The 24,565-nt window shown below is 67.4% G+C and carries 13 protein-coding genes, 2 tRNA genes and 3 rRNA genes (1 of these 18 cut by a window edge); 2 read left to right on the top strand and 16 right to left on the bottom strand.

Going from position 1 to position 24,565, the window contains the following annotated elements; genetic code table 11:
• Positions 1-115: 115 nt before the first annotated feature.
• From ACO07H_RS06250 to ACO07H_RS06220, 7 genes are all read right to left on the bottom strand, one after another.
• Positions 116-484: a DUF4148 domain-containing protein gene (locus tag ACO07H_RS06250; protein WP_422012227.1), complete on the bottom strand. Its 369-nt coding sequence runs from the start codon at positions 482-484 to the stop codon at positions 116-118.
• 338 nt (positions 485-822) lie between these two features.
• Positions 823-1,611 (bottom strand): enoyl-CoA hydratase, encoded by a 789-nt coding sequence (locus ACO07H_RS06245; protein WP_422012225.1) that lies wholly within the window; start codon positions 1,609-1,611, stop codon positions 823-825.
• A complete protein-coding gene (locus tag ACO07H_RS06240; RefSeq protein WP_422012223.1) occupies positions 1,608-2,726 on the bottom strand; it encodes a DUF3108 domain-containing protein in 1,119 nt (372 codons plus the stop codon). Before ACO07H_RS06240 ends, ACO07H_RS06245 begins: the two co-directional genes overlap by 4 nt.
• Positions 2,727-2,733: 7 nt before the next feature.
• The gene (locus ACO07H_RS06235; protein ID WP_422012221.1) at positions 2,734-4,455 is read right to left on the bottom strand and encodes a M61 family metallopeptidase; all 1,722 of its coding nucleotides are present in this window, start codon (positions 4,453-4,455) and stop codon (positions 2,734-2,736) included.
• Between the two features lie 162 nt (positions 4,456-4,617).
• Positions 4,618-5,058, bottom strand: a complete 441-nt coding sequence (locus ACO07H_RS06230) for a DUF3429 domain-containing protein (protein WP_422012219.1) — start codon at positions 5,056-5,058, stop codon at positions 4,618-4,620.
• 4 nt (positions 5,059-5,062) lie between these two features.
• Positions 5,063-5,800: a DsbC family protein gene (locus tag ACO07H_RS06225; RefSeq protein ID WP_422012217.1), complete on the bottom strand. Its 738-nt coding sequence runs from the start codon at positions 5,798-5,800 to the stop codon at positions 5,063-5,065.
• A 24-nt stretch (positions 5,801-5,824) separates the two neighbouring features.
• Positions 5,825-6,946, bottom strand: coding sequence for an FAD-dependent monooxygenase (locus ACO07H_RS06220; RefSeq protein WP_422012215.1), 1,122 nt, complete (start codon positions 6,944-6,946; stop codon positions 5,825-5,827).
• 137 nt (positions 6,947-7,083) lie between these two features.
• Between ACO07H_RS06220 and ychF the strand changes: the two genes are divergently transcribed.
• The gene (gene ychF, locus ACO07H_RS06215; protein WP_422012213.1) at positions 7,084-8,178 is read left to right on the top strand and encodes a redox-regulated ATPase YchF; all 1,095 of its coding nucleotides are present in this window, start codon (positions 7,084-7,086) and stop codon (positions 8,176-8,178) included.
• Between the two features lie 43 nt (positions 8,179-8,221).
• Here ychF and ACO07H_RS06210 read toward each other — a convergent pair whose 3' ends face one another.
• The 4 genes from ACO07H_RS06210 to ACO07H_RS06195 all read right to left on the bottom strand — a co-directional run bounded on the left by ACO07H_RS06210 (position 8,222) and on the right by ACO07H_RS06195 (position 19,446).
• Positions 8,222-10,933, bottom strand: coding sequence for a hypothetical protein (locus ACO07H_RS06210; RefSeq protein ID WP_422012211.1), 2,712 nt, complete (start codon positions 10,931-10,933; stop codon positions 8,222-8,224).
• Positions 10,930-15,927 (bottom strand): SdrD B-like domain-containing protein, encoded by a 4,998-nt coding sequence (locus ACO07H_RS06205; RefSeq protein WP_422012209.1) that lies wholly within the window; start codon positions 15,925-15,927, stop codon positions 10,930-10,932. Before ACO07H_RS06205 ends, ACO07H_RS06210 begins: the two co-directional genes overlap by 4 nt.
• A 352-nt stretch (positions 15,928-16,279) precedes the next feature.
• Positions 16,280-18,895, bottom strand: a complete 2,616-nt coding sequence (locus ACO07H_RS06200; RefSeq protein ID WP_422012207.1) for a beta strand repeat-containing protein — start codon at positions 18,893-18,895, stop codon at positions 16,280-16,282.
• Positions 18,896-18,918: 23 nt separating this feature from the next.
• The gene (locus ACO07H_RS06195) at positions 18,919-19,446 is read right to left on the bottom strand and encodes a hypothetical protein (protein ID WP_422012205.1); all 528 of its coding nucleotides are present in this window, start codon (positions 19,444-19,446) and stop codon (positions 18,919-18,921) included.
• Here ACO07H_RS06195 and ACO07H_RS06190 point away from each other — a divergent pair.
• Complete coding sequence (locus ACO07H_RS06190; protein ID WP_422012203.1) at positions 19,445-19,984, top strand: hypothetical protein; 540 nt, start codon at positions 19,445-19,447, stop codon at positions 19,982-19,984. The genes ACO07H_RS06195 and ACO07H_RS06190 overlap by 2 nt on opposite strands.
• 90 nt (positions 19,985-20,074) lie before the next feature.
• Here ACO07H_RS06190 and rrf read toward each other — a convergent pair.
• From rrf to ACO07H_RS06165, 5 genes are all read right to left on the bottom strand, one after another.
• Positions 20,075-20,187 (bottom strand): 5S ribosomal RNA (rrf, locus tag ACO07H_RS06185).
• Between the two features lie 214 nt (positions 20,188-20,401).
• Positions 20,402-23,280: ribosomal RNA gene (locus ACO07H_RS06180) — 23S ribosomal RNA — on the bottom strand.
• A 326-nt stretch (positions 23,281-23,606) separates the two neighbouring features.
• Positions 23,607-23,682: transfer RNA gene (locus ACO07H_RS06175), tRNA-Ala, on the bottom strand.
• Positions 23,683-23,710: 28 nt separating this feature from the next.
• A tRNA-Ile gene (locus ACO07H_RS06170) sits at positions 23,711-23,787 on the bottom strand.
• Between the two features lie 190 nt (positions 23,788-23,977).
• Positions 23,978-24,565, bottom strand: a 16S ribosomal RNA gene (locus ACO07H_RS06165); it runs 936 nt beyond the window's last position.
• The 16S, 23S and 5S rRNA genes sit together here with 2 tRNA genes alongside, the layout of an rRNA operon.

Raw genomic sequence — 24,565 nt, 5'->3', positions numbered from 1 at the left:
ACGCCCGTTATCAGTGGCGGGCGGCGGATTCTAGGAAGGCCGGCAACAAAAAAGCGACCCTCGCGGGTCGCCTTTTGTCAGTTTGAAACCGCCTTGTTGCAGGCGGTTCGGGTATTTACTTGGCGGCCAGCGCGGAAGCGCGGCGGATGACCGGCGCGGGGAAGTCACCCAGTTCGCGGGCGGCGTTCTCGCCGTGGTCGGCGGCCAGCGCGGCGGACTGCTCGCTGCGCAGTTCGGTCGGCTTCACGGTCAGCACGGCCTGGCGGGGCAGCTTGGTGGTGGCGACGGCGCTGGCCTTCGCCGAAGCGGATGTCGTCACGTCGATGCCCTTTTCACCCTGGATGGCGGCGAGTTCGCCGCTGTTGCGGGCGGCCACCAGTTCGGCGATGACGGCTTCGCGGGTCAGCGGGGCGGCGGTTTGGGCCGAAGCGGCGCCAGCGGCGATCAGCAGGGTGGCGGCGACAACGGTAGACAGCTTGCTCATGATGATTTCCTTCAAGTCCTCGGCGGCTCTGCCGCCTGGTTCACTTGGGCATCGCGACCGCGGTGTCCATGGGTTGAACTGTAGGCAGGGGGACTCAGTAGAAACACTAGTTACAGATCAATGAGCTATTCAGAAATCAAAAACAATCGAGCCGGATGCAATTTCGTCATGCACGAAAAAAGCGCAATTCGTTGCAAAACCGGGAATGGGCCGGTGCGTCACGCACCAAACAGCGCCGCCCAGGCCCCTGCGCCGCGCCGGCCGCTCTTCCTGTGCGCGCGTTGGCGGTGACACGGGGCCGTTCGCCCGACGCAGGCCGCCGGCCTGCCGCGGCGACTTCAGCGGTGCTCGAAGCTCGGCGCCCGCTTGGCCAGGAAGGCCTCCATGCCTTCATGCTGGTCATGGCTGCCAAACAGCGCGTGGAAGTAGCGGCGCTCCACCTGCACGCCGTCGCTCAGCGGCGCCTGGTAGGCCAGGTTCACCAGCTCCTTGATGAGCATGACCGACGGGCCGCTGAAGCCGTTGATGGTCTCGGCCGCGGCCAGCGCCTCGTCCAGCAGCTTGTCCGCCGGCACCACCCGCGACACCAGCCCCGCGCTCTCGGCCTCGGCCGCGCCCATCATGCGGGCGGTCAGCAGCATGTCCATGGCCTTGCTCTTGCCGATGGCACGCGGCAGGCGCTGCGTGCCGCCGGCGCCTGGCACGATGCCCAGCTTGATCTCGGGCTGGCCGAACTTGGCCGAGTCCGCCGCGATGATGAAGTCGCACATCATCGCCAGCTCGCAACCGCCGCCCAGCGCGAAGCCACCCACGGCCGCGATGACCGGCTTGCGCACCTGCAGGATGGTTTCCCAGTTCTTGGAGATCAGGCCGCTCTTGAACGCCGTGGCGAAGGTGTGGGGCAGCATGGTCGGGATGTCGGCACCGGCCGCGAAGGCGCGCTCGGAGCCCGTCAGCACGATGCAGCCGATGCCGTCGTCGGCGTCGAAGGCCAGCAGCGCCTCGCCCAGTTCATCCATCAACTGGTCGTTGAGCGCGTTCAGCGCCTTGGGCCGATTCAGCGTGATGAGGCCGGTCTTGCGCGGACCGTCGCCGTGCTGAGCGGTGAGGATGCATTCATAGGTCATCGGGTCAGTCTCCGGGGGAGGTTGTTGGCGGATTCTGGCGCGGCTTGCAGCGGCGCGCTCTTGAGTATCAGGTCGACCCAGGTGTCCGCGTCCTGGCGGATCACCAGCCGTACCGGCAGGTATTGCAGCGCCGGCGCCAGCCAGACCTCGGCGGTCAGGTCGCCGTTGCCCGCGGGGCGGCTGGGCCTGAGGTGCCAGCCCTGCACGGGACCGAGCGGCGTGTCCAGCGTCTCCTCCCCGAGCACCTCGTATTGCCAGTCGTAGGCCCGGCGCGGCAGCAGCAGCGGGAAGCGCACCACATGGCCGGCCTGCAGCGGCTCGCGCCCGGTCAGGAACAGCCAGGTGAGCTGCACGAACTGGCTGGCCGCATCCTGCCCTCCGCGCACGGCCGGCACGCGCTGGCCGCTGGCGAGCTGCACCTCGCCCGGCTGGAACAGCACGCTGGCGCGGCGCGGCTCGCCGAAGATCACGCGGGTCTCCTCGTCGTAGCGCTGCGGCGCGATGCCCTCCAGCGTCAACATGCCCTGGCTGCTCATGCGCCGCGAGACGAACGGCGCAAAGCTGGGGCCGACACCGACATCCAGGTTGACCTGGTAGCGGGTCCCCTGGCGCAGCCACTCGACCTGCGCCTGGCCGCTCACCGGGCCGCGGTAGTTGCCGGTCAGCACGTAGGTGAGGCGCGTCGACAGCGGCCATTCGGGGCCGGGCTCGCCGTCGGCCGGCTGGGAGGCCGATGGCGCCGCCGATGCCGGCTCGGCGGCGGGGGCGGACGACGCGGCGTCGGCCATGGTCACGGGCTCGGGCGGCGGTGCCGGCGCTGGTGCGGGTTCAGTGGGGGGCTCAGGCGCGGGCTCAGGTGAGGAAGCCGGTGCGTCGGGCACGCGAACAGCAGCGTCGGCAGCCTTGGCCGGTGGCTGAGGTCGCGTTCCTGCGCGCGCGGCCGGCGGCTCGCGCAGCGTCATCTCGCGCACCAGCGCCACCTGCAGGCGCTCGGGCATGGGCGGCGGGCCCTCGCTGACCCAGCCGTCGTGGATGCGCTGCACCTCGTGGCCCAGCAGCAGGTGCAGGGCCAGCACGGCCAGCACCAGCAGCGCCGGTGGCCGGGGCGCCTTCATGCCGGGCTCAGGCGCCCAGCCAGCGGCGCCGCGCGGCGTGGGTGCCGTCGGCCAGCGTCAAGGCGACGGCTGCAGGCTGCGGCGCGGGCAGGTCCACGTCGAGCTCGACGAGGCGCTGGTCGCGGCTGACGAGCAGGCGCAGCCGCGTCTGGCGAGGTTCGAGCAGACCCGGCGCATCGTCCAGGCGGCGCAGCCGCCAGCCGTTGCAGCCCAGGATCTCGTCCCGCGCATTCACGCCGCCGGCCTCGGCCGCGCCGCCCGTGAGCACATGCGTCACGCCGATACCCGTCAGCGCGCCTTCGCGCACGCGCAACCCCAGGCGCTGGGCCACGGTCGCGCGGCCCTCCTCGCGCCAGGCCACCCCGGTGGCCTCCAGCACCTCGCGCAGCGGCAGCTCACCGGTGCCGTGGACCCAGCCCAGCAGCTGAGCCGCGAGCTCGTCATCGCCCAGCGACTTCACCGCGGCGAGGATGTCGGCCTCGCTGATCGGGCCGCCCGCACTGCGCTGCCAGAGCCGCTGCATCAGTGCGTCGAGGCTGGACTTGCGTGCCCTCAGCCCCATGTCAAGGCACAGCGCGACGAGGGCGCCCTGCGCGTAGTAGTTGCTCGCCGCGTTGACGCTGTTCTCGTCGGGACGGTAGTACTTGGTCCAGGCCTCGAAGCTGGCCTGCGCCAACGGCTGCACGCGGCGGCCGGGCGACGCCAGCACGCCGTTGACCGACGCCGCCAGCAGCTTGAGGTAGCGCGGCGCGTCGACGAGGCCCGCGCGCTTGAGCATCAGTTCGTCGTAATAGCTGGTGAAGCCTTCGAAGAACCACAGCAGCTCGGTGTAGTTCTCGCGCTGGTAGTCGAAGCGCGCGAACTCGGCCGGGCGCATGCGCTTCACGTTCCAGGCGTGGAAGTATTCGTGGCTGAACAGACCCAGCAGCCGCGTGTAGGGTTCGCTGGGCGCCGCGCCTTCCGCGGCCGTCGGCAGCTCGCGGCGCGCGCAGATCAGCGCCGTGCTGGCGCGGTGCTCCAGCCCGCCGTGGCCCTCGTCCAGCGCCCACAGCAGGAAGCTGTAGCGCTCGAACGGCGCACCGTGCTTGCCGTCACCCCAGAAGGCGATCTGCGCCTCGCAGATGCGCTGCACGTCGGCCAGCAGCCGTGTGCCATCGAAGCTGGGCCAGGCGCCCGCCACGACGACACGGTGCGGCACACCGGCGGCGACGAACTCGCCCTGCCAGTGCGGGCCGATCTCGAAGGGGTGGTCCAGCAGCTCGTCGTAGTCGGCCGCTTCATAGCCGCCCGCGACGGCACGCATCTCGGTCGCGACGTGCCAGCCCTTGGGCACACGCGCCAGCTCGATGCGGTGCACCCCGCCCTCGTGGCCGAGCGCGCGCAGGCACAGGCTGCTGGCGTTGAAGAAGGCGCGCTGGCTGTCCAGCCAGGCGGTGCGCACCGAGGCGTCGAAGGCATAGACCTCGTAGCTCAGCACCAGCGCGGCGCGGCCGGTGCAGCGCACGCGCCAGCTGGCCTTGTCGAGTTGCTCGATGGGCAGTTCGCGGCCGCCCTGCGTGGCCGTCAGCCGGCTCAGGTGCTTGGCGAACTCGCGCACCAGGTAGCTGCCGGGGATCCACACCGGCAGGCTGACCTCTTGCTCGGCAGCGGGCGCCGGCAGCGTCAGCGTGACGCGGTAGCGGTGGGCCGCGAGGTCGGCCAGCTCGATGCGGTAGCGCGGAACGGTCATACCCAACGATCCACTTCGCTTGCGCGGCACCGTATCGCGGGCCGAGCGCTGGGCCGCTCCCGAGCCGGCCCGCTTGGGCGATGTGCTTGCGGCTCAATGCCGCAAGCATCGCCGTCCCCTCGGGGGACCGGCCAAGGTACGCCTTGGACGAGGGGCTTCATTTCAACTGCCCGCGGCAGCGAGGAAGCAGCTCAACGACGAGACGGCCGTGAGCCGAAAGCGCAGCGTCAGCCAGTCGGCAGCGCCGAGCTGCGGGTAGATGCGCCGGTCCATCGCGTAGCAGGCGATCAGCACGCCGCCGTGCAGGGCCAGGCCGGCGTAGGGCGACATCAGCACGCCCAGCCAGCCCAGCAGCGCCGCGCTGACGCCCCAGACGAACGGCTGCCGGCCCGGCAGGCCGCGCGCGAAGGACAGGCCCCAATGGATGCCCCCCAGGAAGGCGATGACCAGCCCCGCGTAGGCCGACAGCGCCAGGCTGACGAAGGCATGCTGGTCGAGGTCGCGGCCACCGATCAGCCAGATCAGCGCGCAGCCCGCGACGAACGGGATCAGGCCGGCATAGGCCAGACGGTGGGCGACTCCACGCGGGTCTGCGGCGCTCATCGGATCAGGACTTGGCTGCGGCGGGCGCCACCGTCAGGCCCTGCAGGCGCTTCTCCAGCTCGACCGGGCCGACGGCACCAGGGATGCGGCTGCCGTCCTCGAACACGATGGCCGGCGTGCCGTTGACGTGGATCTTGCGCGACAGCGCCAGGTTGCGCTCCAGCACGCCGTCGTCGCAGCCGACCGGCGACTTGGGCGGCGCCTCGCCCTTGAGCATCCAGTTCAGCCATGCGCCGGCGTTGTCCTTGGCGCAGACGATGCCGCGCGACTTCTCGGGCGAGTCGCCGCCGAGGATGGGGATGAGGAAGGTGTAGACCGTCACGTCCTTCATCTCCTGCAGGCCCTTCTCGAAGCGCTTGCAGTAGCCGCAGTTCGGATCGGCGAAGACGGCGATGCGGCGCTTGCCGCTGCCGTTCTTCCAGACCACGGCGTCCTTGAAGGGCAGGCTGGCGAAGTCCACGCGGTTGAGCTGCGCCACGCGTTCCTCCGTGAGGTTCTTGCGGGACTTGAGGTCGAGCAGCTCACCGCCTTCGATGAGGAAGCTGCCCGTCGCGTCGGTGTAGCGGATCTCGTTGCCCATGCGCAGTTCCCAGAGGCCGGGCATGGGCGTGGCGCGCACCTCGTCGATCTTCACGCTGGGCAGGCGCTCGGTGAAGGCCTTGCGGATGACACCTTCATTGGCCGCGGCGGGCAGGCTCAGCGCGGCGAGCAGGAGGGCGGACAGGGTGGCACGGTTGAGCACGATGGACAGTCTCGGAGCAGAGGTTCAGAGCCCGAGCGCACGCTGGGTCAGCCAGCGCTTGACGGGAGCGAGTTGGTTCAACGCGTCCAGCCCGCGGTTGCGCAGGCCCTGCGCGGCGGAGGACGGATGGGCGAAGAGGCGTTGCAGTGCGTCGGTCAGCTCGCCCATGGCGAGCGTGGGCGCGAGGCGTTCACGGGCATAGCGGCGCAGCAGCCGCTCGTCGCCCAGCGGCCGCCAGGGCTCGCGCGCGGCGATGACGGCGGACAGCGCGGCCACGTCGGCCAGGCCCAGGTTCAGGCCCTGGCCTGCCAGCGGATGCACCAGGTGCGCCGCATCGCCCAGCAGCGCCCAGCCGGGGCCGCTGACTTCGCCGGCACGCGCGAGCGCGAGCGGCCAGGTGGCGCGCACGCCACCCAGCGCCAGCACGCCGGCCGCGCCACCGGTGGCGGCATGGAGCTCGCGTTCGAAGTCGGCCGCGTCCATCGCCAGCAGCGCCTGCGCGCGCTCGTCGGCGCAGGACCAGACCAGCCCGTAGGACTGCGCCGGGCTGGGCCGCTCGAACGGCAGCAGCGCGAGCACCTCGCCACCGGCACCGAACCACTGGCGGGCGATGCCCTGGTGCCGCCGGTCGGCGACGAGGCGGGTCGCCAGCGCTCGATGGCCGTAGGGCCTGGGCTGGAACGCCACGCCCAGCGCCTGGCGCGCCGCGGACTCCCGGCCCTCGCACAGCGCGGTCAGCGCGGCCGGCGTGGCCGCGTCGACATTGCGGATGTGCGGCGAGAAGCGCAGCGCCGTCGCCAGCTGGGTGTCCAGTGCCGCGGCGTCGACGATGACCGCCAGCTCGCGCACGCCCTGCTGCCAGGCGGAAAAGCTCAGACGGCCGGCGGCCTGCCCACCAGCCGTGTCGCCGCAGACGACCATGTCGTAGACCGGGCAGACGGCGTCGGTGGGCAGGCCGTCCCAGACCTTGAGTTCGGTCAGCAGCGCGACGGAGGCGGCGTTCAGCGCATAGGTGCGCACGTCGTCCGCACGCGCCGCCTCGGGCGCGCCGGCCAGGCCGACCGACAGCCCCTGGGCGGCCAGGCTGAGCGCGAGGCTGCTGCCCACCGCCCCGCGGCCCTTGACCAACACGTCCACACTTTGCATGCGGCGATTGTAGGCAGGGGGGGTTGCCCGCACGCCGCCCCGGGATGCGGGTGAGAGGCTGTCCGCCCGGCCGACTAAAATCCCGTGCTTCGGCCCCGGCCCGCCGCCGGACGCCGCCCACCCCAGAAAGCCCCGCCATGAGCCTCAAATGCGGCATCGTGGGCCTGCCCAACGTCGGCAAGTCCACGCTTTTCAACGCCCTGACCAAAGCCGGCATCGCCGCCGAGAACTACCCGTTCTGCACCATCGAGCCCAACGTGGGCATCGTCGAGCTGCCCGACCCGCGCCTGGCGGCGCTGGCGGAGATCGTCAAGCCCGAGCGCGTGATGCCGGCCGTGGTGGAGTTTGTCGACATCGCCGGCCTGGTGGCCGGTGCGAGCAAGGGTGAGGGCCTGGGCAACCAGTTCCTGTCGCACATCCGCGAGACGGACGCCATCGTCAACGTGGTGCGCTGCTTCGAGGACCCGAACGTCATCCACGTCAACGGCAAGGTCGATCCGATCTCCGACATCGAGGTGATCCAGACCGAGCTGTGCCTGGCGGACCTGGGCACCGTCGAGAAGAGCCTGCACCGCTACAACAAGGTCGCCCGCGCGGGTGACAAGGAAGCCATCGCGCTGGTCAAGGTGCTGGAGAAGTGCCAGGCCGCGCTGGACCAGGCCCAGCCGGTGCGCACCATCGCCTTCAGCAAGGAAGAGCTGGCCATCCTCAAGCCGCTGTGCCTGATCACGGCCAAGCCGGCGATGTTCGTCGGCAACGTCTCGGAAGACGGTTTCGAGAACAACCCCTTCCTGGACCGCCTGAAGGAGTACGCGGCGGCCCAGAACGGCCCGGTGGTGGCGATCTGCGCCAAGACCGAGTCCGAGCTGTCCGAGATGGAAGACGAGGACCGCGCACTGTTCCTGGCCGAGATGGGCCAGGACGAGCCGGGCCTGAACCGGCTGATCCGCGCCGCCTTCAAGCTGCTGGGCCTGCAGACCTATTTCACGGCCGGTGTGAAAGAGGTGCGCGCCTGGACCATCCACATCGGCGACACCGGCCCGCAGGCGGCCGGCGTCATCCACACCGATTTCGAGAAGGGCTACATCCGCGCCCAGACCATCGCCTACGACGACTTCATCAAGCACCGCGGTGAACAGGGCGCGAAGGACGCGGGCAAGATGCGCGCGGAAGGCAAGGAGTACGTCGTCAAGGACGGCGACGTGCTGCACTTCCTGTTCAGCCCGACCTGACCGTCCAGGCGCTGGCACCGAAGGCGGCCGCGGGCCGCCTTTGTCATTGCAGCTTCACCACCAGCACGACCTGGCCCGTGAGGCCGCTGCCCAGCGTGCCGCCGAAGCTCCATTCGACGCGGCCACTGGCGCCCTGCGCCGGCTGCGCCGTGACGCTGCAGCTGAGTTGCGCACTGGGCATGGTGCCGCAGCTGGCGGATTCGAACACCGTGTAGGCCGGCGTGGCGTCCGCGATCTTCAGTGTCGCCAGCACGTCGCTGCTGAGGTTGGCGAAGGTGATGGTGTAGGTGATGAGGTCGCCGCTTTTCGCGGCGGCGCGGTCCACGGCCTTGACGAGCTGCAGTCCCGCGGCGGTGGCGGTGCCCACGGTGGTGACGTCGTTGCGCTGCTGGTCGCGCGACAGCGTGCTGTTGGCGTAGACGAAGTGCGCCGTCAGCGTCAGCGCCTGCTTGGCGCCATCGGCGGCACCGGCCGGTGCGCCGACCTTGACGATGAGGCACAGCTTCTGGTCCGCGGCCAGGACCACGGCAGCGGGCATCACGTCGTCGGTGGCATCGATGCGGCCGTTGCAGTCGGCGTCGCGGTAGACCGTCACCGTCCAGTTGGGCGGCGGCGTGCTGGCCGAGATGGTCACCGTGCCGCCGCTGCCAGCCACGAAGGTGTGCGGGTAGGCCGCGAAGGCACCGGCGAGCACGCTCTGCTGGCCGTCCGGCTGCAGGCTGTTGGCGGGCACGTCGCCGAAGTTGACGCCGGTGTAGCTGTTGCCGGCAGTGAGGGTCGCGCTGATGCTGCCGTCCGCGGCGGCGAAGCTGCCCCCCGTGCTGCCCGGCGCGCCGGAGACCGTCACCCAGGCGGCATCGACCGACGCGTGCGCGATCTTCACGACGCCGGTGGCCGTGGATGGCACCCACAGCGTGTAGCTGCCGCTGTCCGCCGTGGTGGCGCGGTCCAGCACGGTGGCGCTGCCGTCGGTCACGACCAGCGCGATGCCGGCCAGCGTCGCCTCCGCGCCGTCGCGCACGCCGTTGTTGGGCAGGCCGCTGCCGGCGCCGTTGTCCTTGAACACCAGGCCCGTGAGCCGGCTGCCGTGGAACAGCCCGAAGCGCTGGCCCGGCACGTCGGCCGCGCCCAGCGTGAAGCTGCGGCTCAACGTGGGCGCCTCGGTGCCCAGCCAGCCGGCCGGCACGGCGGGCGACACGTCGGTGGCGCTGGCGTTGGCATTGACGACCACCGCATAGCCTGCCGCGGCCACGCTGGGGAAGCTGAACGCGCCGCTGGACGGCGTGACGGCCACGACCGCGATGGCCGGGCCGGCGGGCTGCGTGGCGGGCACGAGCTTGGCGTACAGCGTCAGCCCGGTGCCCGCCTCGCCGCCGTCCAGGCTGGCGTTGTGGTTGGCATCCTCGTAGACCGTGCCGGTGACGGCGCAAGCCAGCACCGTGCCCTGCGTGTTGATGTCGGTCTCCCCCAGCCGGATGCCCAGCAGGTTCAGCACCGGGTTGACGAGGCCGCTGACGAGGTTGCCGACGGTGTTGGTCAACGCCCCCTGCATGACGGGTTTGAGCAGGTTCAGCACCGCGTTGGTCACGCCGCTCAGCAGCCCCGGCCCGAGGTCGAGCTGCAGGTTGCCGACCAGTGAGCCGACCAGGCTGGTGGCGAAGCCGGCGTTGGCGTAGACCGTGGCCGACGGGCTGCCCGGCGTCAGCGTCACCGAGCTGCTGCCGCTGGCACTGCCGACGGCCGCGGCCTTGGCCCGGATGTCGATGCTCAGCGCGCCGACCTTCAGCGCGCCGATGACGCCCCAGTCCAGGTCGCTGGCGACGCTGATCGGGTGGTTGCGGTTGAAGAACAGCGCGTCGTCGATGCTGCCCAGGTACAGCGCTGCCACGCCCGGCGTGGCCTGCACGGTGACGGCGTTGCTGATCGTGTTGATCGCGGTGATGACGCCGTCGGTGCGGGCCACCTCCACGTACACGTCGAGATGACCGATGCTGGCAGAGACGCCGCCGCCCAGCAGCGCGGTGAGCGCGGAGATGTCGAGGTTGACCGACACCAGGTCCACCCCCAGCTTCACGCGCAGCGCGGCCGAGTGGAACGTGCTGCCCACCGCGCCGCAGACGATGACGGGCGGCTCGATGACTTGCGCCTGCAGCGTCACGCCACCCAGCAGCGAGCCCAGGCCGAGGCTGCTGCCCGACAGCGTGATGGCGCTGGGGGTGCTGACCAGGTTGCGGCCGTTGTAGAGCTGCAGCACGCCGGTGACCAGCTCCAGCGCGTTGACGCGCGTGGTGCCCAGCACGCCGTTGCTCTGCAGCAGCTGGCCGAGCTGGATGGGCGTGCTCAGGCCGCTGAGCGGCAGCCTGAGCGAGTTCAGCGCGGCGGCGAGCTGGGTCTTGCCTTCGGCCGTGGCGCCGGTGGTGGCCGCGGTGAGCAGGTCCAGCACAGTGACGTTGCTCGCCAGCGTGGACGCGGGCGTGGAGGCGTTCACCTGCGCCTGCAGCGCGCCCACGGTGCGCAGCAGGCTCACGTCGCCGGTGGCCAGCGTGTTCCAGTCGGCCACGCTGACGTTGAGCGTGGAGTTGGTGAGACTGCCCAGCAGCGCATTCAGCAGCGCGCCGCGCGTGGAGTCCACGCTGGCCAGGCGCGGGCCGGCAGACACGCAGCCCAGGCCGCTGCAGGCGGCGTGGGCGGTGGCGCACGACAGCAGCACGGCGGCCAGCAGCCAGGCCTTCATGAGACGGAGAAGCAGGGTCATGAGCTCATGCGCGCGAACAGGCGCTCGTCGAATTTGAACCGCAGCCGGACATAAACGCCACGCGCCGTCGCGTCGTCGCCCGACAGGTCACGGTCCTTGAAGCCACGCAGGTTGACGCCGGCCGACGCCCACATGTTGTCCCGCACGCGGTAGCCGAGCTCGGCGCCGACGGCGGTCTGGCGGCTGCGCAGGCGGGCGTCGCCCATGACGCTGGCGTTGACGCCCACGTCCCAGCGGTCGCCGATGTCCTGCGTGACGCGGCCGCTGACCAGCTGGGCTGCGGTGCGGCTGCGCAGGCCGGCGACCACTTCGGTCAGCAGCTTGGCGGCGTAGCGGCCGGTGACCTCCAGCCCGCGGCCGACCTGGCGTTCGGCGTGCAGGCTGACGATGTGCGCCCGGCGGCTGTCCGCATCGGTCACGCCGCCGCGCTCGTCCTTGTACTCGTAGCGGCCCAGCGCGTTGAAGCGTTGGGCGTCGTCGCGGTAGGCGGCGCCGAGCTGCAAGCGCTCCTGCCAGCGGTCGGTGCCCGTGCCGTGGGCGATCGTGCCGGCCAGCACGTTCTTGCCGAGCAGCGTCCAGCGCTCGTCCAGCTTGACGGCCAGGCCCAGCGTGGACAGCACGCCGGTGCTGCCGGCGCTCTCGCGCAGCTCCAGGCGGGCGCTGCCCTTCCAGCGCGGGTCGGCGGTGTACTCGATGGCACCGGTCACGGCGGCGCTGTCGTTGCTGGCCTTGCCGTCGCCGGGGGCACCGGCCAGCGCCTGCACGCGCTCCAGGCTGGCGTTGACGCGCAGGCCCGGGCTCAGCAGCCACTGGTTGCGCAGGCCGATGGCCGCCTCGGTCTCGCGGCCCGAAAAGGCCTCGCGGCCACGGTACTCGCTGAACACACGGCCTTCGCCACCGGCCAGGCCCGTGCCCATGTCCAGGCCGACGACGGTGGTGTTGCGGCGCTGCGTGGCGTCCAGCGCGTAGGGGCCGGTCAACGAGGAGATCAGCTCGTGTCGCGCATACAGGCGGCCGCGGCCGGCGAGCTGGTAGTCGCCGCCGACGGCAACGAGACGCTTGCTGCTGTCGCGCACATCCTGCTCGCCTTCGACGAAGACCGAGGCCGTGGGCAGGCCGGGCACCGGCATGCTGGCCTTGGCGCGCAGCGTGGTGGTGGTCTGCCCGGCCGCGCCGGCGTCGGCCGTGGCCCCGTGCTGCTGCACGTGGCGCGCGCCCAGCTCGACCTTGCTGCCCCCCTCGAAGCTGCGCTCCACGCCCACCAGCACGCCGTTGCGGCGGCTGTGGTTGGCGAGGTCGCCGGAGGACAGCGCCTCGCCGGTCAGGCGGGTGCGTTCGTCGAGTCTGTAGGTGCCCTGGGCGCCGCCTTCGCTGCGGCCGCTGTTGATCTGCGCGGAGCGGTTGTCGAAGCCGACGTCGCTGCGCGCGGCGTAGACACGCCCCTTGAGTTGCTTGCCTTCGTGCGTCAGCGCCACGCGCTGCGCGTCGCCGCTGTGAGCGGCCGCGCCGTCCCCGCCGCCGTCGAGCGCCGGGCCGCGTTCGATGCGGGCGACCTCGGCGCTCAGCACGGTGCGCTCGGCGACCTGGTAGCGCGCGTTGACGCTGCCCATCTGCATCGTCGCCAGCGGGTTCCAGTCGCGCACCAGCGTGCCGCCGACCTGCAGCGCCTCGGTGGCCTGCCATTGCGCATCGGCGCCGGCCACCCAGAACGCCGCGCCGCCCTGCTCCACCTCGTAGGTGACGCGGATGGACAAGGGGTTGAGGTCGGCGTCGAGGCTGGCCACAGGCGCGCGCATCAGCAGGCGGCCGGTGACGGGCTCCAGTTCGTAGTCCGCGAAACGGGTCATGGCCAGCGTGCGGACGATGAGCGCGGGCTGGTTGCGGTCGCGCACGAGGATCTCGACCTTCTCGCTGTTGGCGGCCACGTTGCCCGCCAGCGCGAACGGGCCGGACGTGCCGTTGGCACGCAGCTCGACGATCTGCTGGCGCGTGCTGTCGCGCGAGGCCCAGACGTTGGCGTTGAGGCCCCCGACCTGCAGGTGCTCCTTGATGCCGTTGAGGCTGCGCTGGTAGGTGCCGAGCTGGCGTGTCGGGTCGTCGCCTTGCGTCGTGAAGTCGCCGTACAGCAGCGAGGACTGGCCGCGGTCGATGCGCACGTACAGGCGGCCGGTGGACTGGGCGTCGAAGCCGCGCTCCGACGAGTCGCCGTAGACCGGGTAGAACGCGTCGGGCTGGATGTCGCGGAACAGGCGTTCGCGGGTGCGCTTGTCGGAGTCGTAGGCCACGGTCAGCAGCGCGTCGCCGCGGACCTTGCCCTTCAGGAACATCGCCGCGCGGGTGTCGGCCTGGCCCGTGTCGCCGGTGGAGAAGGCGCGCAGCTGCTCCTCGAAACCGTCGGCGCTGCTGGCGGATTGCACCTGGCTGCGCTTCAGGCGACGCAGGTTGAAGGCGGCATCGACGACGCCGACGGCCATCAGCGGGCGCAGCGCGGCGACGATGGCCACGCGGGCATCGGCCGCGATGCCATCGCTGGCGACCTGCAGCCGGGCCTCGCCGGGCACATCGGGCGCCTGCCACTGCAGCACGGCCTCGCCGCCTTCGATGAAGGTCTGCAGCTCGGGCGTGCGCGGATCCAGGTCGGGCGTGGCCCAGCGGCCGGGCGCGAGATTCAGCGTGACCGGCAGGCGCGCATCGACCGCCAGGCCGCGGGCGTCTTCCAGCCGCAGGCGCACGGGGACGGAGGCGCCGGCATCCACGCGGGCAGGGGCCTCGATGACGATGCGGGCCAGCGTGCCGGCCAGGCGCACGGTCAGTTCACGCGTGGCGCGCAGCTGGCCGAACGCGTCGCGCTCCTGCAGCGTCAGCCGGTTGTCGCCCGCGCGCAGCGGCAGGCCGATGTAGGTGCGGGTCTCGGTCTGCTCGGCGGCGGACTCGGCGCGCTCGCCGACGCGCTCGTCGCCGACCGGCTCGCCGTTCACGCGCAGCGACATCACCGCACCCAGGTGGCCGATGACGCGCAGCGTGCTGTCGGTGGCGGCCATCACCTGGCCGTCCGTCACGCGCAGAAAGCGCGGCAGCGTGGTGTCGCCGTCGGCGTCGGATTGCAGCGGGACGACCGGGCCGGCAGGGGCTGCGGCGACGGGCAGCGCCGCGTCGACATCGCCCGCCTTGTCGCCGATGCGGCCGCTGGCCGGCAGTGCACGCAGGTCCTGTGCCGCCGCCGTCGCGGTGGGCGTGAGCGAAGCGCGCAGTGCGCCGGTGATCTCGCCGGCCTGGGCGCGGGCGGCCTGCACGCGCTCGGCGATCTGGGCGCGCATCGCGTCGCTGCAGCCGCCCAGTGCGAAGTCGGCACGCTGCAGTTCGCCTGCGCGTGGGTCGACGAAGCGGCTGGCGCCGTCGCCGGCATGGCGCTGCGAGATCGCCAGCGGCAGGGCGCCGGTGGGCAGCGTGACGGGGTCCAGCTTCAGCACGTGGGTGCGCGGCGTCAACCCGTACAGGCTGTAGCGGCCGGCGCCATCGGTGGTGACCGAGGTGCCGTCCTCCAGCCACAGGCGCACGCCGGGCACGCCGGGTTCGCCTTCGTCCTTCAGGCCGTTGGCGTTGCAGTCGGCGAACACGGTGCCCAGGACGATGGCGCGGTCAGCGAACACACCGGCCTCGACCTTGACCTTGGCCGTGGCGATGTTGCTGCGCACGTCGGCCGCGCCGTCGGCGACAGCCTGAGCGCGGTTGACGCCGTCGCCCTGCAGCGCACCGGTGCCGACACGCACGCGGTAACGCACGGTGTGCTCGGCCGCGCCCTGCAGGGCGCCGGCGAAGGTCCAGGTCAGGCGCGGGCCGGCGCCACCGGTGGGATCGGCGGCCGCGCGGCCGTCGATGCGGGTGCTGCCGGGCACGTAGCGAAAGCCCAGCGGCAGCGTGTCCAGCAGGCGCACCTGCGACAGCGCGGCCTGGCCGGTGTTCTTCACCGAGACGGCGTACTCCAGCGTCTCGGCGATCTCGACCGTGTTGCGCGAGGCCATCTTCTGCACCAGCAGCGCACCGGGGATGGGGTCCAGCGGCAGGTTGACGACGGCGTTGTCGGTGGCCGCGGTGACGCGGAAGACCGCACCGTAGGACGCGGCATCGACCGGGAAACTGCCCGACCAGCCGGCGGCGAGATCGGCCGTGCGGCTGGACGGGTAGGCGTAGTCGGTCGGCGGCGCGACCATCAGCCGGTACTGGCTGGGGAGCAGGAAGGGGAAGCTGTAGCCGCCGTCGGCGTCGGACATGACGACGTTGGGCATGGGGGTGACGCCGTCCGGGCCGAACACGGCAGCGGCACCGCCCGCACGGCCGCCGTTGCCGTCGCCGCTGACATCGATCAACCAGACCCGCACACCGGCCAGCGGCTGGCCGGTGCTGGTGTCGAAGATGAACGCGCGGCTGTCCAGCCGGAGCTTGGCGTTCAGCGTGCCGCCTTTGCAGTCGGACGCGGTGGCTTCGATGACGTCGCCGGGCATCACGTCGAAAGCGCCGGCGATGGCCCGGGCCGACGCGCGCCAGTCACGGTTGGTGAGCGGCTGCTGCAACACGAAGACGCCGGTGTTGGGCGCCGTCTCGATGGCGGTATAGGCGCCGCTCTGGCCGGAGCGCACGGCGCGCAACTGCACCGTGAGGGTGTCGGCGCGCAGCGGGTCGGCGTTGCAGCCGCTGGCGCGAACCAGCGGGAACAGACGATGGCCGGTGACGGTGGTGAGGGTCTGCTGCTGGTACTGGTCGTCGCGGTAGAAGGCCATCGAGGCGTCCACTTCGGGGCTCATGGCCCTGACGATGTTGGAGCCCGCCTGCTCGCTGCGCCCGTCGACGCTGCCGACATAGGTGGCACGCGCCTGGGCCACGATGGTCAACACGCCCTCGGCGGCATGCGCCGAAGCCGCACCGAGCAGCGCCACGGCCTGGCACGCGATGAGCGTGGAACGGCGCAGCAGTGAACGGACGGTGCAACGAATCATGGGCGCAGGGGGCGGAGCGGGTGAGGGGCGGGTTGGCGCTGGCGGCTGGGCGGCCACGGCGGCCGCACGAATCAGCCGCGAAAGAATAAAAAACGCCCGGGCAGCACAGAACCAGGGAATCGCACCGGCGCGCGCGGTGGAAATCGGGAAAGTGCTGGCAGTGAATTGCCTACACGGCTGCCGCCTGCCGTGCCTGCCGTGCCCACCGCGAGGCCGGGAGCCGGGCTGCCATGCAGGGCGCCGCCCCGGGCGCTCGGTGCGGGCTGACGCCGAGGTCGTGCGCACAAGGCTGCGCCCGGCGCGGGCCCAGAGGCGCCGCGCCGGGCGGGGAACGGGTGGCGCAGGCCTCAGCTCACGGGTCGATACGGACGCCGAAGCGCAGCACGACGAGGGCACCGGGCGCCAGCGACGGCACGGTGACCTGCACGGTGCCGCGGCCACCGGCTGCCGGCGCCGTGACGGTGCCCGCGGTCGCCGCGGCCGGCACCGCGGCGCTGTACGTCGTGTAGGCCGGCGTCGAGTCGCTGATGACCAGGTTGGTCACCGTCACGGGGCCGATGTTGGTGGCCGTGATTTCGTAACGCAGGCAGCCGCCCGGAGCCGCGCCGGTGGTGATGGCGACCGGCGACATGGCGGTGTCGGCCGTGCCGTCGCAGGCCACGTCGATGGCCTGCGTCTTGGCCAGCGTGACCTGCGAGGCAATGACGCTGCTGGTGTCTGTGGCGGTCGTGGCGGCCGGCGCCGCGACGCCGCCATTGGTGCCGGACAGCGTGACGCTCAGCGTGGTCACGTCGGCCTGGCCGTTGGGTGCGCCTGCAGGCGCGGTGACCTTGACGAACAGCCTGGCATTCTTGCCCGGCGCCAGGCCCGCGCTGGTGTTGGCGCCGTTGCTGCCGCCCGTCAGCTGCGACAGGTCGGTGACGACCGGATCGCTGGCGTCGAGCACGCCGTCGTTGTTCTTGTCCCAGTACACGACGGAGGTGAAGCCGGCTGCGGAGTCGCTGGCGGAGATGGCCCCCGTGCTGGCCACGCCGTCGCCTTCGGGCACATTGCCGGTGTTGGTCAGGATGTGCGTGTAGACCACCGTGCCGCCCGGTGTGAGCTGGCCGCTGTTGCTGGCCGTGAGCGCCAGGCTGCGCACGGTGGCAATGGTGACGGCGTCGTGCAGCACGTCGCTGGCGCCGGTGGTGGCGGACTGGGCGCGGAAGTAGAGCAGCAGGGTGCCTGCGCTGGCATTGGCCGGCGCGGTCACGTCGGCGTAGACCGTCTTGTTGGCACCGGCATTGATGACGCCGGTGTTGTCGAGCACGGTGCCATTGGCATCGCGGAAGACGACGGACCAGCCGCTGGGCAGCGCCGTCAGGGCGAAGGTGCTGTCGATGCTGGCGCGCAGCGCGAAGCTGTCGGCCACGCCGGCGCCGTTGGCCGCCACCAGCGTGATGCGGGTGGTGCCTCCGGCCGCGACGGTGGCGGTGCTGACGGGCTGCGCCTCGGGGCCGGGGCCGTAGCCCGGCGCGCCATTGCCGGCGATGGCGTTGGTCAGGTCGACGGTGTTGGCGGTGATGGCCGTCAGCGTGTTGGCGGCAGTGGCGGACTTGCTGCTGTCGATGGTCGACGTGGCCTTGCCGGTCACGGTGTACGGACCGCCCGTCGCGTCGGGCGGCAGGATGGCCTTGATGACGATGTTGATCGACGAACCCGCGGCGACCGGACCCGTGTCGGGGATGCCGTTGCCGTTATGGTCGACCATCGGCGTCACGCCATCGGCCAGGAAGAACTGGAACGTGGTGCCGGCCGGGAAGGTCGACGCCAGCGTGCTGAGGTCGAAGGTGTCCGTGGCACTGCCGTTGTTGGTGATGGTGTCGGTGAAGCTCACCACACCGCCTTGCGCGGCGGCAGGCACCGTGGCACCCGTCATGCCGACCTGAGCGGCCGCCTGCACGGTGTACTGCACCGTGTTGGTGTTGCTGGACGGCACGTTGGCAGCGCCGTCGTTGTAGCTGAACGTCGCAGTGGCGGCCGTGGCCGCGTTGCCGCCCGCGGGCAGGCCGCCGTTGACGTTGACCTTGTAGCTCAGCGTGCCGCTGGCGCCGGGCGCCACCGAGGCGATGACGGCCGTCACCCGGTTGGTGGCCGTGACGTTCTGGTCGTAGATGATGCCGCTCTGGCTGTCGGTCGCGTCGGCGTCGGTCAGCACCGTCGCGCCGCTGCCGCTCCAGCGGGCGCTGCCCGCCACATAGGTCATGCCGGCGGGGATCAGCTCGGCCAGCGTCAGGTTGGTCGCGGTGCTGTTGCCCGTGTTGGTGTAGGTGAGCGTGATCGTGCGGCTGCCGCTGGACGGTGACGGGCCGCTGGTGACGTCCAGCACCTGCGTCACATTCAGCACGGCTTGCGCGGTGATCGTGGTCTGGTCGGTCACGCTGGCTGTCGTGGCGGGCGTGAAGGCGCTCGCGGCTGTGACCGTCATCGTGTTGGTGCTGCCCGCAACGGCCGTGGCCGGCACGACGCCGGCGACGACGAACCGGAAGATCTGGCCGCTTGCCAGTGGCCCGGCGCTGGTGATGGGCACGTTGTTGTCGGGCACGCCGTCGCCGTTGGCATCGGCATAGATGGCCGTGCTGGCAAACGTGAAGCCGCCGGTGTTGGCGGTGGTCAGCGCAAACGTGTCGGTGCCGTTGCCGGTGTTCGTCAGCGTCTGCGGGTAGTAGACCTGGCCACCGATGGAGATGGTCTTGGCGCCATTGGCGCCCAGGCTCAGGCTGGCCACCTGCTGCACCGTGGTGACCACGGTGTTGGAGGTGACCGTGCGCACGACGGCGGAGCCATCGGAATAGGTGGCGGCCGCCTGATTGCCGATGACGGTGCCCGCAGGCGCCGTGGCCCATGCCGGCCATGCGGCCAGCAAGGCGAGCAGCGGAACGAACGACAGCGCGATGCGTCGCACGGCTGAATGGATGAGGTGAATCATGCGAATGGACCTGGCATTGGGGCTTAGGGGCGGCTGGCAACCGAGACCGGCGGCAACTGCATGCGGGCGCGCACAACGCGCTTGGCCCCCGCCGGCAGGTCACCCAGGTTCCAGCGCAGGAATCGGTATTCCGAGACCGGGACGTCCTTGATCAACAAGCCACCGTCCGGGGTGCGGACAGCGCGGCGCAGCGGCACCGCCTCGAAGTGCACGCCGTCAACGCTGGCGCTGTGCACCGGCGTGGCGGAGCCCGGGGTCGGCAAGTAACGCAAACCGCCATCGGGCACGGGGAGCGTCAACTGCACGCCCCGCGCCGCCCCGGCATTGCCGTTGACGTAGTGCGCTTCGTACTCGATGACGTCGCCAGGGCGGACCTGGTTCAGCGGCTGCAGCCGCTCCTGGGTCATGCCGGCCTCGACGTGGCTCTGAACCTGCCAAGCCTGAAGCAGGATCTGCGGCTGTGCGGACGATGCCGCATCGGCTGCGTGCGCCTCTGCTGCCGGCAACAGCGTGGCCAGCAGCCAAGCCATGAAGATGATGAGGGGTTTCATGTCGCTCGATTCCCTGGTTGTCGGCAGCCGACCGGGCTGCTCGATTCAGCGAGCGAAGAATAGAAAAGGCCGCCTTGGTGGGAAATCAGGCGATCGAGGCGCAGCGTGCCGTCAAACTCCCGAAGTTGCTGAAGGGGAATTGCCTACAGCCTTTGCGGGTGTACGCGGCGATGACCGGCGAACGGACGGCCGCATCAACTTGACGGTCGCTGCCGTGCGGTGGCGCATCGACCACGGCATCGTCTGTTTGAGGGCGTTGCAAGAGATATTGCGCCGCGAGCCTCTCCTCAACAGCCAGCCGGCGAATTCAGGTTCACCCCCGGTAAGGCGAAACCTGTCGGCGATTCGCCGATCTCTTGAACATCTGATGAGGCTTCGTGCGCTGTCAGCAGTTCCGATACTCAAACTGGCTACCGGCGCAAGTTCGGGCGCAATACTGGTTGCGATTACGCCTGCCTCACCACGAGTGCGCAGTTTCGATACCGGACCGCATATGCGTTCAGAGGTGATCTTGATGGCAGATCGACACCGGCCGTGACTCTCCGGAGTTTCGGTGGCGCGCAATTGACGTCGCGCAAAGCAAAACGCCCAATCTCTTTCGAGATTGGGCGCTGGGCTTCAATAAATAGCCTGACGATGACCTACTTTCACACGGGAATCCGCACTATCATCGGCGCTGACTCGTTTCACTGTCCTGTTCGGGATGGGAAGGAGTGGGACCAAGTCGCTATGGTCGTCAGACTTGACTGGTTGGCTTGTTGACGAGGTCAACAAACCCAATTCGTAGAGTCAGCAGAACTTGGTTTTACCCAATCTGCACACTGCAGGTCAATCATACCTGCAGCGGAATCAGCTTATTTGATTGCGTCTTCGTCACTTCGAAGAACGACATAACTTGAACACCCACCTTGACTTGCTGCGTTCACTTGATGTGACTCACAGCTGTCAAAGTTATAGGGTCAAGCCTCACGGGCAATTAGTACTGGTTAGCTTAACGCATTACTGCGCTTCCACACCCAGCCTATCAACGTCCTGGTCTCGAACGACCCTTCAGGGGGCTCTAGGCCCCGGCAAGACTCATCTTGAGACGAGTTTCCCGCTTAGATGCTTTCAGCGGTTATCTCTTCCGCACTTAGCTACTCGGCAATGCCACTGGCGTGACAACCGATACACCAGAGGTGCGTCCACTCCGGTCCTCTCGTACTAGGAGCAGGCTCTCTCAATCTTGCAGCGCCCACGGAAGATAGGGACCAAACTGTCTCACGACGTTTTAAACCCAGCTCACGTACCTCTTTAAATGGCGAACAGCCATACCCTTGGGACCGGCTACAGCCCCAGGATGAGATGAGCCGACATCGAGGTGCCAAACACCGCCGTCGATATGAACTCTTGGGCGGTATCAGCCTGTTATCCCCAGAGTACCTTTTATCCGTTGAGCGATGGCCCTTCCATACAGAACCACCGGATCACTTTGTCCTACTTTCGTACCTGCTCGACTTGTCAGTCTCGCAGTCAAGCACGCTTATGCCAATGCACTATCGTCACGATTTCCGACCGTAACTAGCGTACCTTCGAACTCCTCCGTTACACTTTGGGAGGAGACCGCCCCAGTCAAACTGCCCACCATACACTGTCCCCGACCCGGATAACGGGCCAAGGTTAGAACCTCAAACACACCAGGGTGGTATTTCAACGTTGGCTCCATAAGATCTAGCGACCTTACTTCAAAGCCTCCCACCTATCCTACACAGATCTGTTCAAAGTCCAATGTAAAGCTACAGTAAAGGTTCATGGGGTCTTTCCGTCTTTCCGCGGGGAGATTGCATCATCACAAACATTTCAACTTCGCTGAGTCTCTGGAGGAGACAGTGTGGCCATCATTACTCCATTCGTGCAGGTCGGAACTTACCCGACAAGGAATTTCGCTACCTTAGGACCGTTATAGTTACGGCCGCCGTTTACTGGGACTTCAGTCAAGAGCTTGCACCCCATCATTTAATCTTCCAGCACCGGGCAGGAGTCACACCCTATACGTCGACTTTCGTCTTTGCAGAGTGCTGTGTTTTTAATAAACAGTTGCAGCCACCGATTCTCTGCGGCCTCATTCGGCTCACCAAGTCAATGGATCACCTAATAAAGGCACACCTTCTTCCGAAGTTACGGTGTCAATTTGCCGAGTTCCTTCTCCAGAGTTCTCTCAAGCGCCTTAGAATACTCATCTCGCGCACCAGTGTCGGTTTGCGGTACGGTCGTCAATAGCTGAAGCTTAGTGGCTTTTCTTGGAAGCAGGGTATCACTCACTTCGTCTGCAAGCAGACTCGTTATCACGCCTCATCTAATCCCCCCGGATTTGCCTAAGGGGCACGACTACACGCTTGAACCAACATATCCAACAGTTGGCTGAGCTAACCTTCTCCGTCCCCACATCGCACTATTGATCGGTACAGGAATATTGACCTGTTTCCCATCAGCTACGCATCTCTGCCTCGCCTTAGGGGCCGACTCACCCTACGCCGATGAACGTTGCGTAGGAAACCTTGCGCTTTCGGCGAGGGGGCTTTTCACCCCCTTTAACGCTACTCATGTCAGCATTCGCACTTCTGATACCTCCAGCAGGCTTCACAACCCACCTTCACAGGCTTACAGAACGCTCTCCTACCACGCGCAATAAATTGCACATCCGCAGCTTCGGTAACTGGCTTAGCCCCGTTACATCTTCCGCGCAGGACGACTCGATCAGTGAGCTATTACGCTTTCTTTAAATGATGGCTGCTTCTAAGCCAACATCCTGACTGTTTTAGCCTTCCCACTTCGTTTCCCACTTAGCCAATTTTAGGGACCTTAGCTGGCGGTCTGGGTTGTTTCCCTCTTGAGTCCGGACGTTAGCACCCGGTGCTCTGTCTCCCAAGCTGTACTCATCGGTATTCGGAGTTTGCCAAGGTTTGGTAAGTCGCCATGACCCCCTAGCCTAAACAGTGCTCTACCCCCGATGGTAATACTTGAGGCACTACCTAAATAGTTTTCGGAGAGAACCAGCTATTTCCAAGTTTGTTTAGCCTTTCACCCCTATCCACAGCTCATCCGCTAATTTTGCAACATTAGTCGGTTCGGACCTCCAGCACCTGTTACGGTACCTTCATCCTGGCCATGGATAGATCACTTGGTTTCGGGTCTACACCCAGCGACTATTCGCCCTATTCGGACTCGATTTCTCTACGGCTTCCCTATTCGGTTAACCTCGCCACTGAATGTAAGTCGCTGACCCATTATACAAAAGGTACGCAGTCACCCTTGCGGGCTCCTACTTTTTGTATGCATGCGGTTTCAGGATCTATTTCACTCCCCTCCCGGGGTTCTTTTCGCCTTTCCCTCACGGTACTTGTTCACTATCGGTCGATTACGAGTATTTAGCCTTGGAGGATGGTCCCCCCATATTCAGACAGGATTTCACGTGTCCCGCCCTACTCTATTCGCGCCTAGTTCCACACCTTGCATTTCTCATACGGGGCTATCACCCGCTGTGGCCGGACTTTCCATTCCGTTCTGATATACATGATGCTAAAACGCGAGGGCTACTCCGATTTCGCTCGCCACTACTTTCGGAATCTCGGTTGATGTCTTTTCCTCGAGCTACTGAGATGTTTCAGTTCACCCGGTTCGCCACAATGACCTATGTATTCAGTCAGAGTTACTCCTTGCGGAGTGGGTTTCCCCATTCGGAAATCTCCGGATCAAAGCTAATTTGCCAGCTCCCCGAAGCTTATCGCAGGCTATCACGTCCTTCGTCGCCTGTAATCGCCAAGGCATCCACCACATGCACTTAGTCACTTGACCCTATAACTTTGACACCGCTGACCGCAGTGTCGTCAAGGACTCAATTCAGATCCGCAGATCCAAACTGTTTTTGAGTATTCACGCGTTACGCCGTTCTTCATACCTAAACAATTTCTTGCTCAGTTGAAGTTCTATGTTGACGCAATCAAAATGCTACTAGCGGCACGGTGCTTCGAACCCTTTACGATTCGTCGCTTTCCGCTAGCAGCGCTGATTCGACTCTACAAATTGTTAAAGAACAACAGCCGATCTTTGCAGATCAAGAGCTGGTAAACCTCAGCAAACATTCCTATTCGCTAAGGTTTACCAACTTGAATGAGTGAAACTGGTGGAGGATGACGGGATCGAACCGACGACCCCCTGCTTGCAAAGCAGGTGCTCTCCCAGCTGAGCTAATCCCCCGGGGTACCTTCAAATCGCTTTGAAGCCGTGGTGGGTCTGGCTGGATTCGAACCAGCGACCCCCGCCTTATCAAGACGGTGCTCTAACCGACTGAGCTACAGACCCACGCGAACCGTGCGCATGAACTCTGTTTATCGTCAGCCTGTCGAGGCCAGCTCAACAGGCTCACGCAATTTCACTCACTGTTGTATGACAGCCGATAAGTGTGGGCGCTTAAAGCAAAGTGCTTGAGCTTTCGCTCTTAGCGATCTCGCTCTGCCTGTCCCGAAGAACAAACGAGGCTCGATCTATCTAGAAAGGAGGTGATCCAGCCGCACCTTCCGATACGGCTACCTTGTTACGACTTCACCCCAGTCACGAACCCTGCCGTGGTAATCGCCCTCCTTGCGGTTAGGCTAACTACTTCTGGCAGAACCCGCTCCCATGGTGTGACGGGCGGTGTGTACAAGACCCGGGAACGTATTCACCGCGGCAAGCTGATCCGCGATTACTAGCGATTCCGACTTCACGCAGTCGAGTTGCAGACTACGATCCGGACTACGACCGGGTTTCTGGGATTAGCTCCCCCTCGCGGGTTGGCAGCCCTCTGTCCCGGCCATTGTATGACGTGTGTAGCCCTACCCATAAGGGCCATGATGACCTGACGTCATCCCCACCTTCCTCCGGTTTGTCACCGGCAGTCTCATTAGAGTGCCCTTTCGTAGCAACTAATGACAAGGGTTGCGCTCGTTGCGGGACTTAACCCAACATCTCACGACACGAGCTGACGACGGCCATGCAGCACCTGTGTTCTGGCTCTCTTTCGAGCACTCCCAAATCTCTTCAGGATTCCAGACATGTCAAGGGTAGGTAAGGTTTTTCGCGTTGCATCGAATTAAACCAC

The organism is Roseateles sp. (assembly GCF_965229315.1).
Lineage (GTDB): Bacteria > Pseudomonadota > Gammaproteobacteria > Burkholderiales > Burkholderiaceae_C > Pelomonas.
Note: the sequence above shows the minus strand (reverse complement) of the source record. Positions and strands in the feature narration are given on the sequence as shown.

Coding starts and splice junctions, on each gene's coding strand:
- ACO07H_RS06250 (WP_422012227.1), bottom strand. CDS start 484: ATGAGCAAGCTGTCTACCGTTGTCGCCGCCACCCTGCTGATCGCCGCT.
- ACO07H_RS06245 (WP_422012225.1), bottom strand. CDS start 1,611: ATGACCTATGAATGCATCCTCACCGCTCAGCACGGCGACGGTCCGCGC.
- ACO07H_RS06240 (WP_422012223.1), bottom strand. CDS start 2,726: ATGAAGGCGCCCCGGCCACCGGCGCTGCTGGTGCTGGCCGTGCTGGCC.
- ACO07H_RS06235 (WP_422012221.1), bottom strand. CDS start 4,455: ATGACCGTTCCGCGCTACCGCATCGAGCTGGCCGACCTCGCGGCCCAC.
- ACO07H_RS06230 (WP_422012219.1), bottom strand. CDS start 5,058: ATGAGCGCCGCAGACCCGCGTGGAGTCGCCCACCGTCTGGCCTATGCC.
- ACO07H_RS06220 (WP_422012215.1), bottom strand. CDS start 6,946: ATGCAAAGTGTGGACGTGTTGGTCAAGGGCCGCGGGGCGGTGGGCAGC.
- ychF (WP_422012213.1), top strand. CDS start 7,084: ATGAGCCTCAAATGCGGCATCGTGGGCCTGCCCAACGTCGGCAAGTCC.
- ACO07H_RS06210 (WP_422012211.1), bottom strand. CDS start 10,933: ATGACCCTGCTTCTCCGTCTCATGAAGGCCTGGCTGCTGGCCGCCGTG.
- ACO07H_RS06205 (WP_422012209.1), bottom strand. CDS start 15,927: ATGATTCGTTGCACCGTCCGTTCACTGCTGCGCCGTTCCACGCTCATC.
- ACO07H_RS06200 (WP_422012207.1), bottom strand. CDS start 18,895: ATGATTCACCTCATCCATTCAGCCGTGCGACGCATCGCGCTGTCGTTC.
- ACO07H_RS06190 (WP_422012203.1), top strand. CDS start 19,445: ATGTCGCTCGATTCCCTGGTTGTCGGCAGCCGACCGGGCTGCTCGATT.
- ACO07H_RS06195 (WP_422012205.1), bottom strand. CDS start 19,446: ATGAAACCCCTCATCATCTTCATGGCTTGGCTGCTGGCCACGCTGTTG.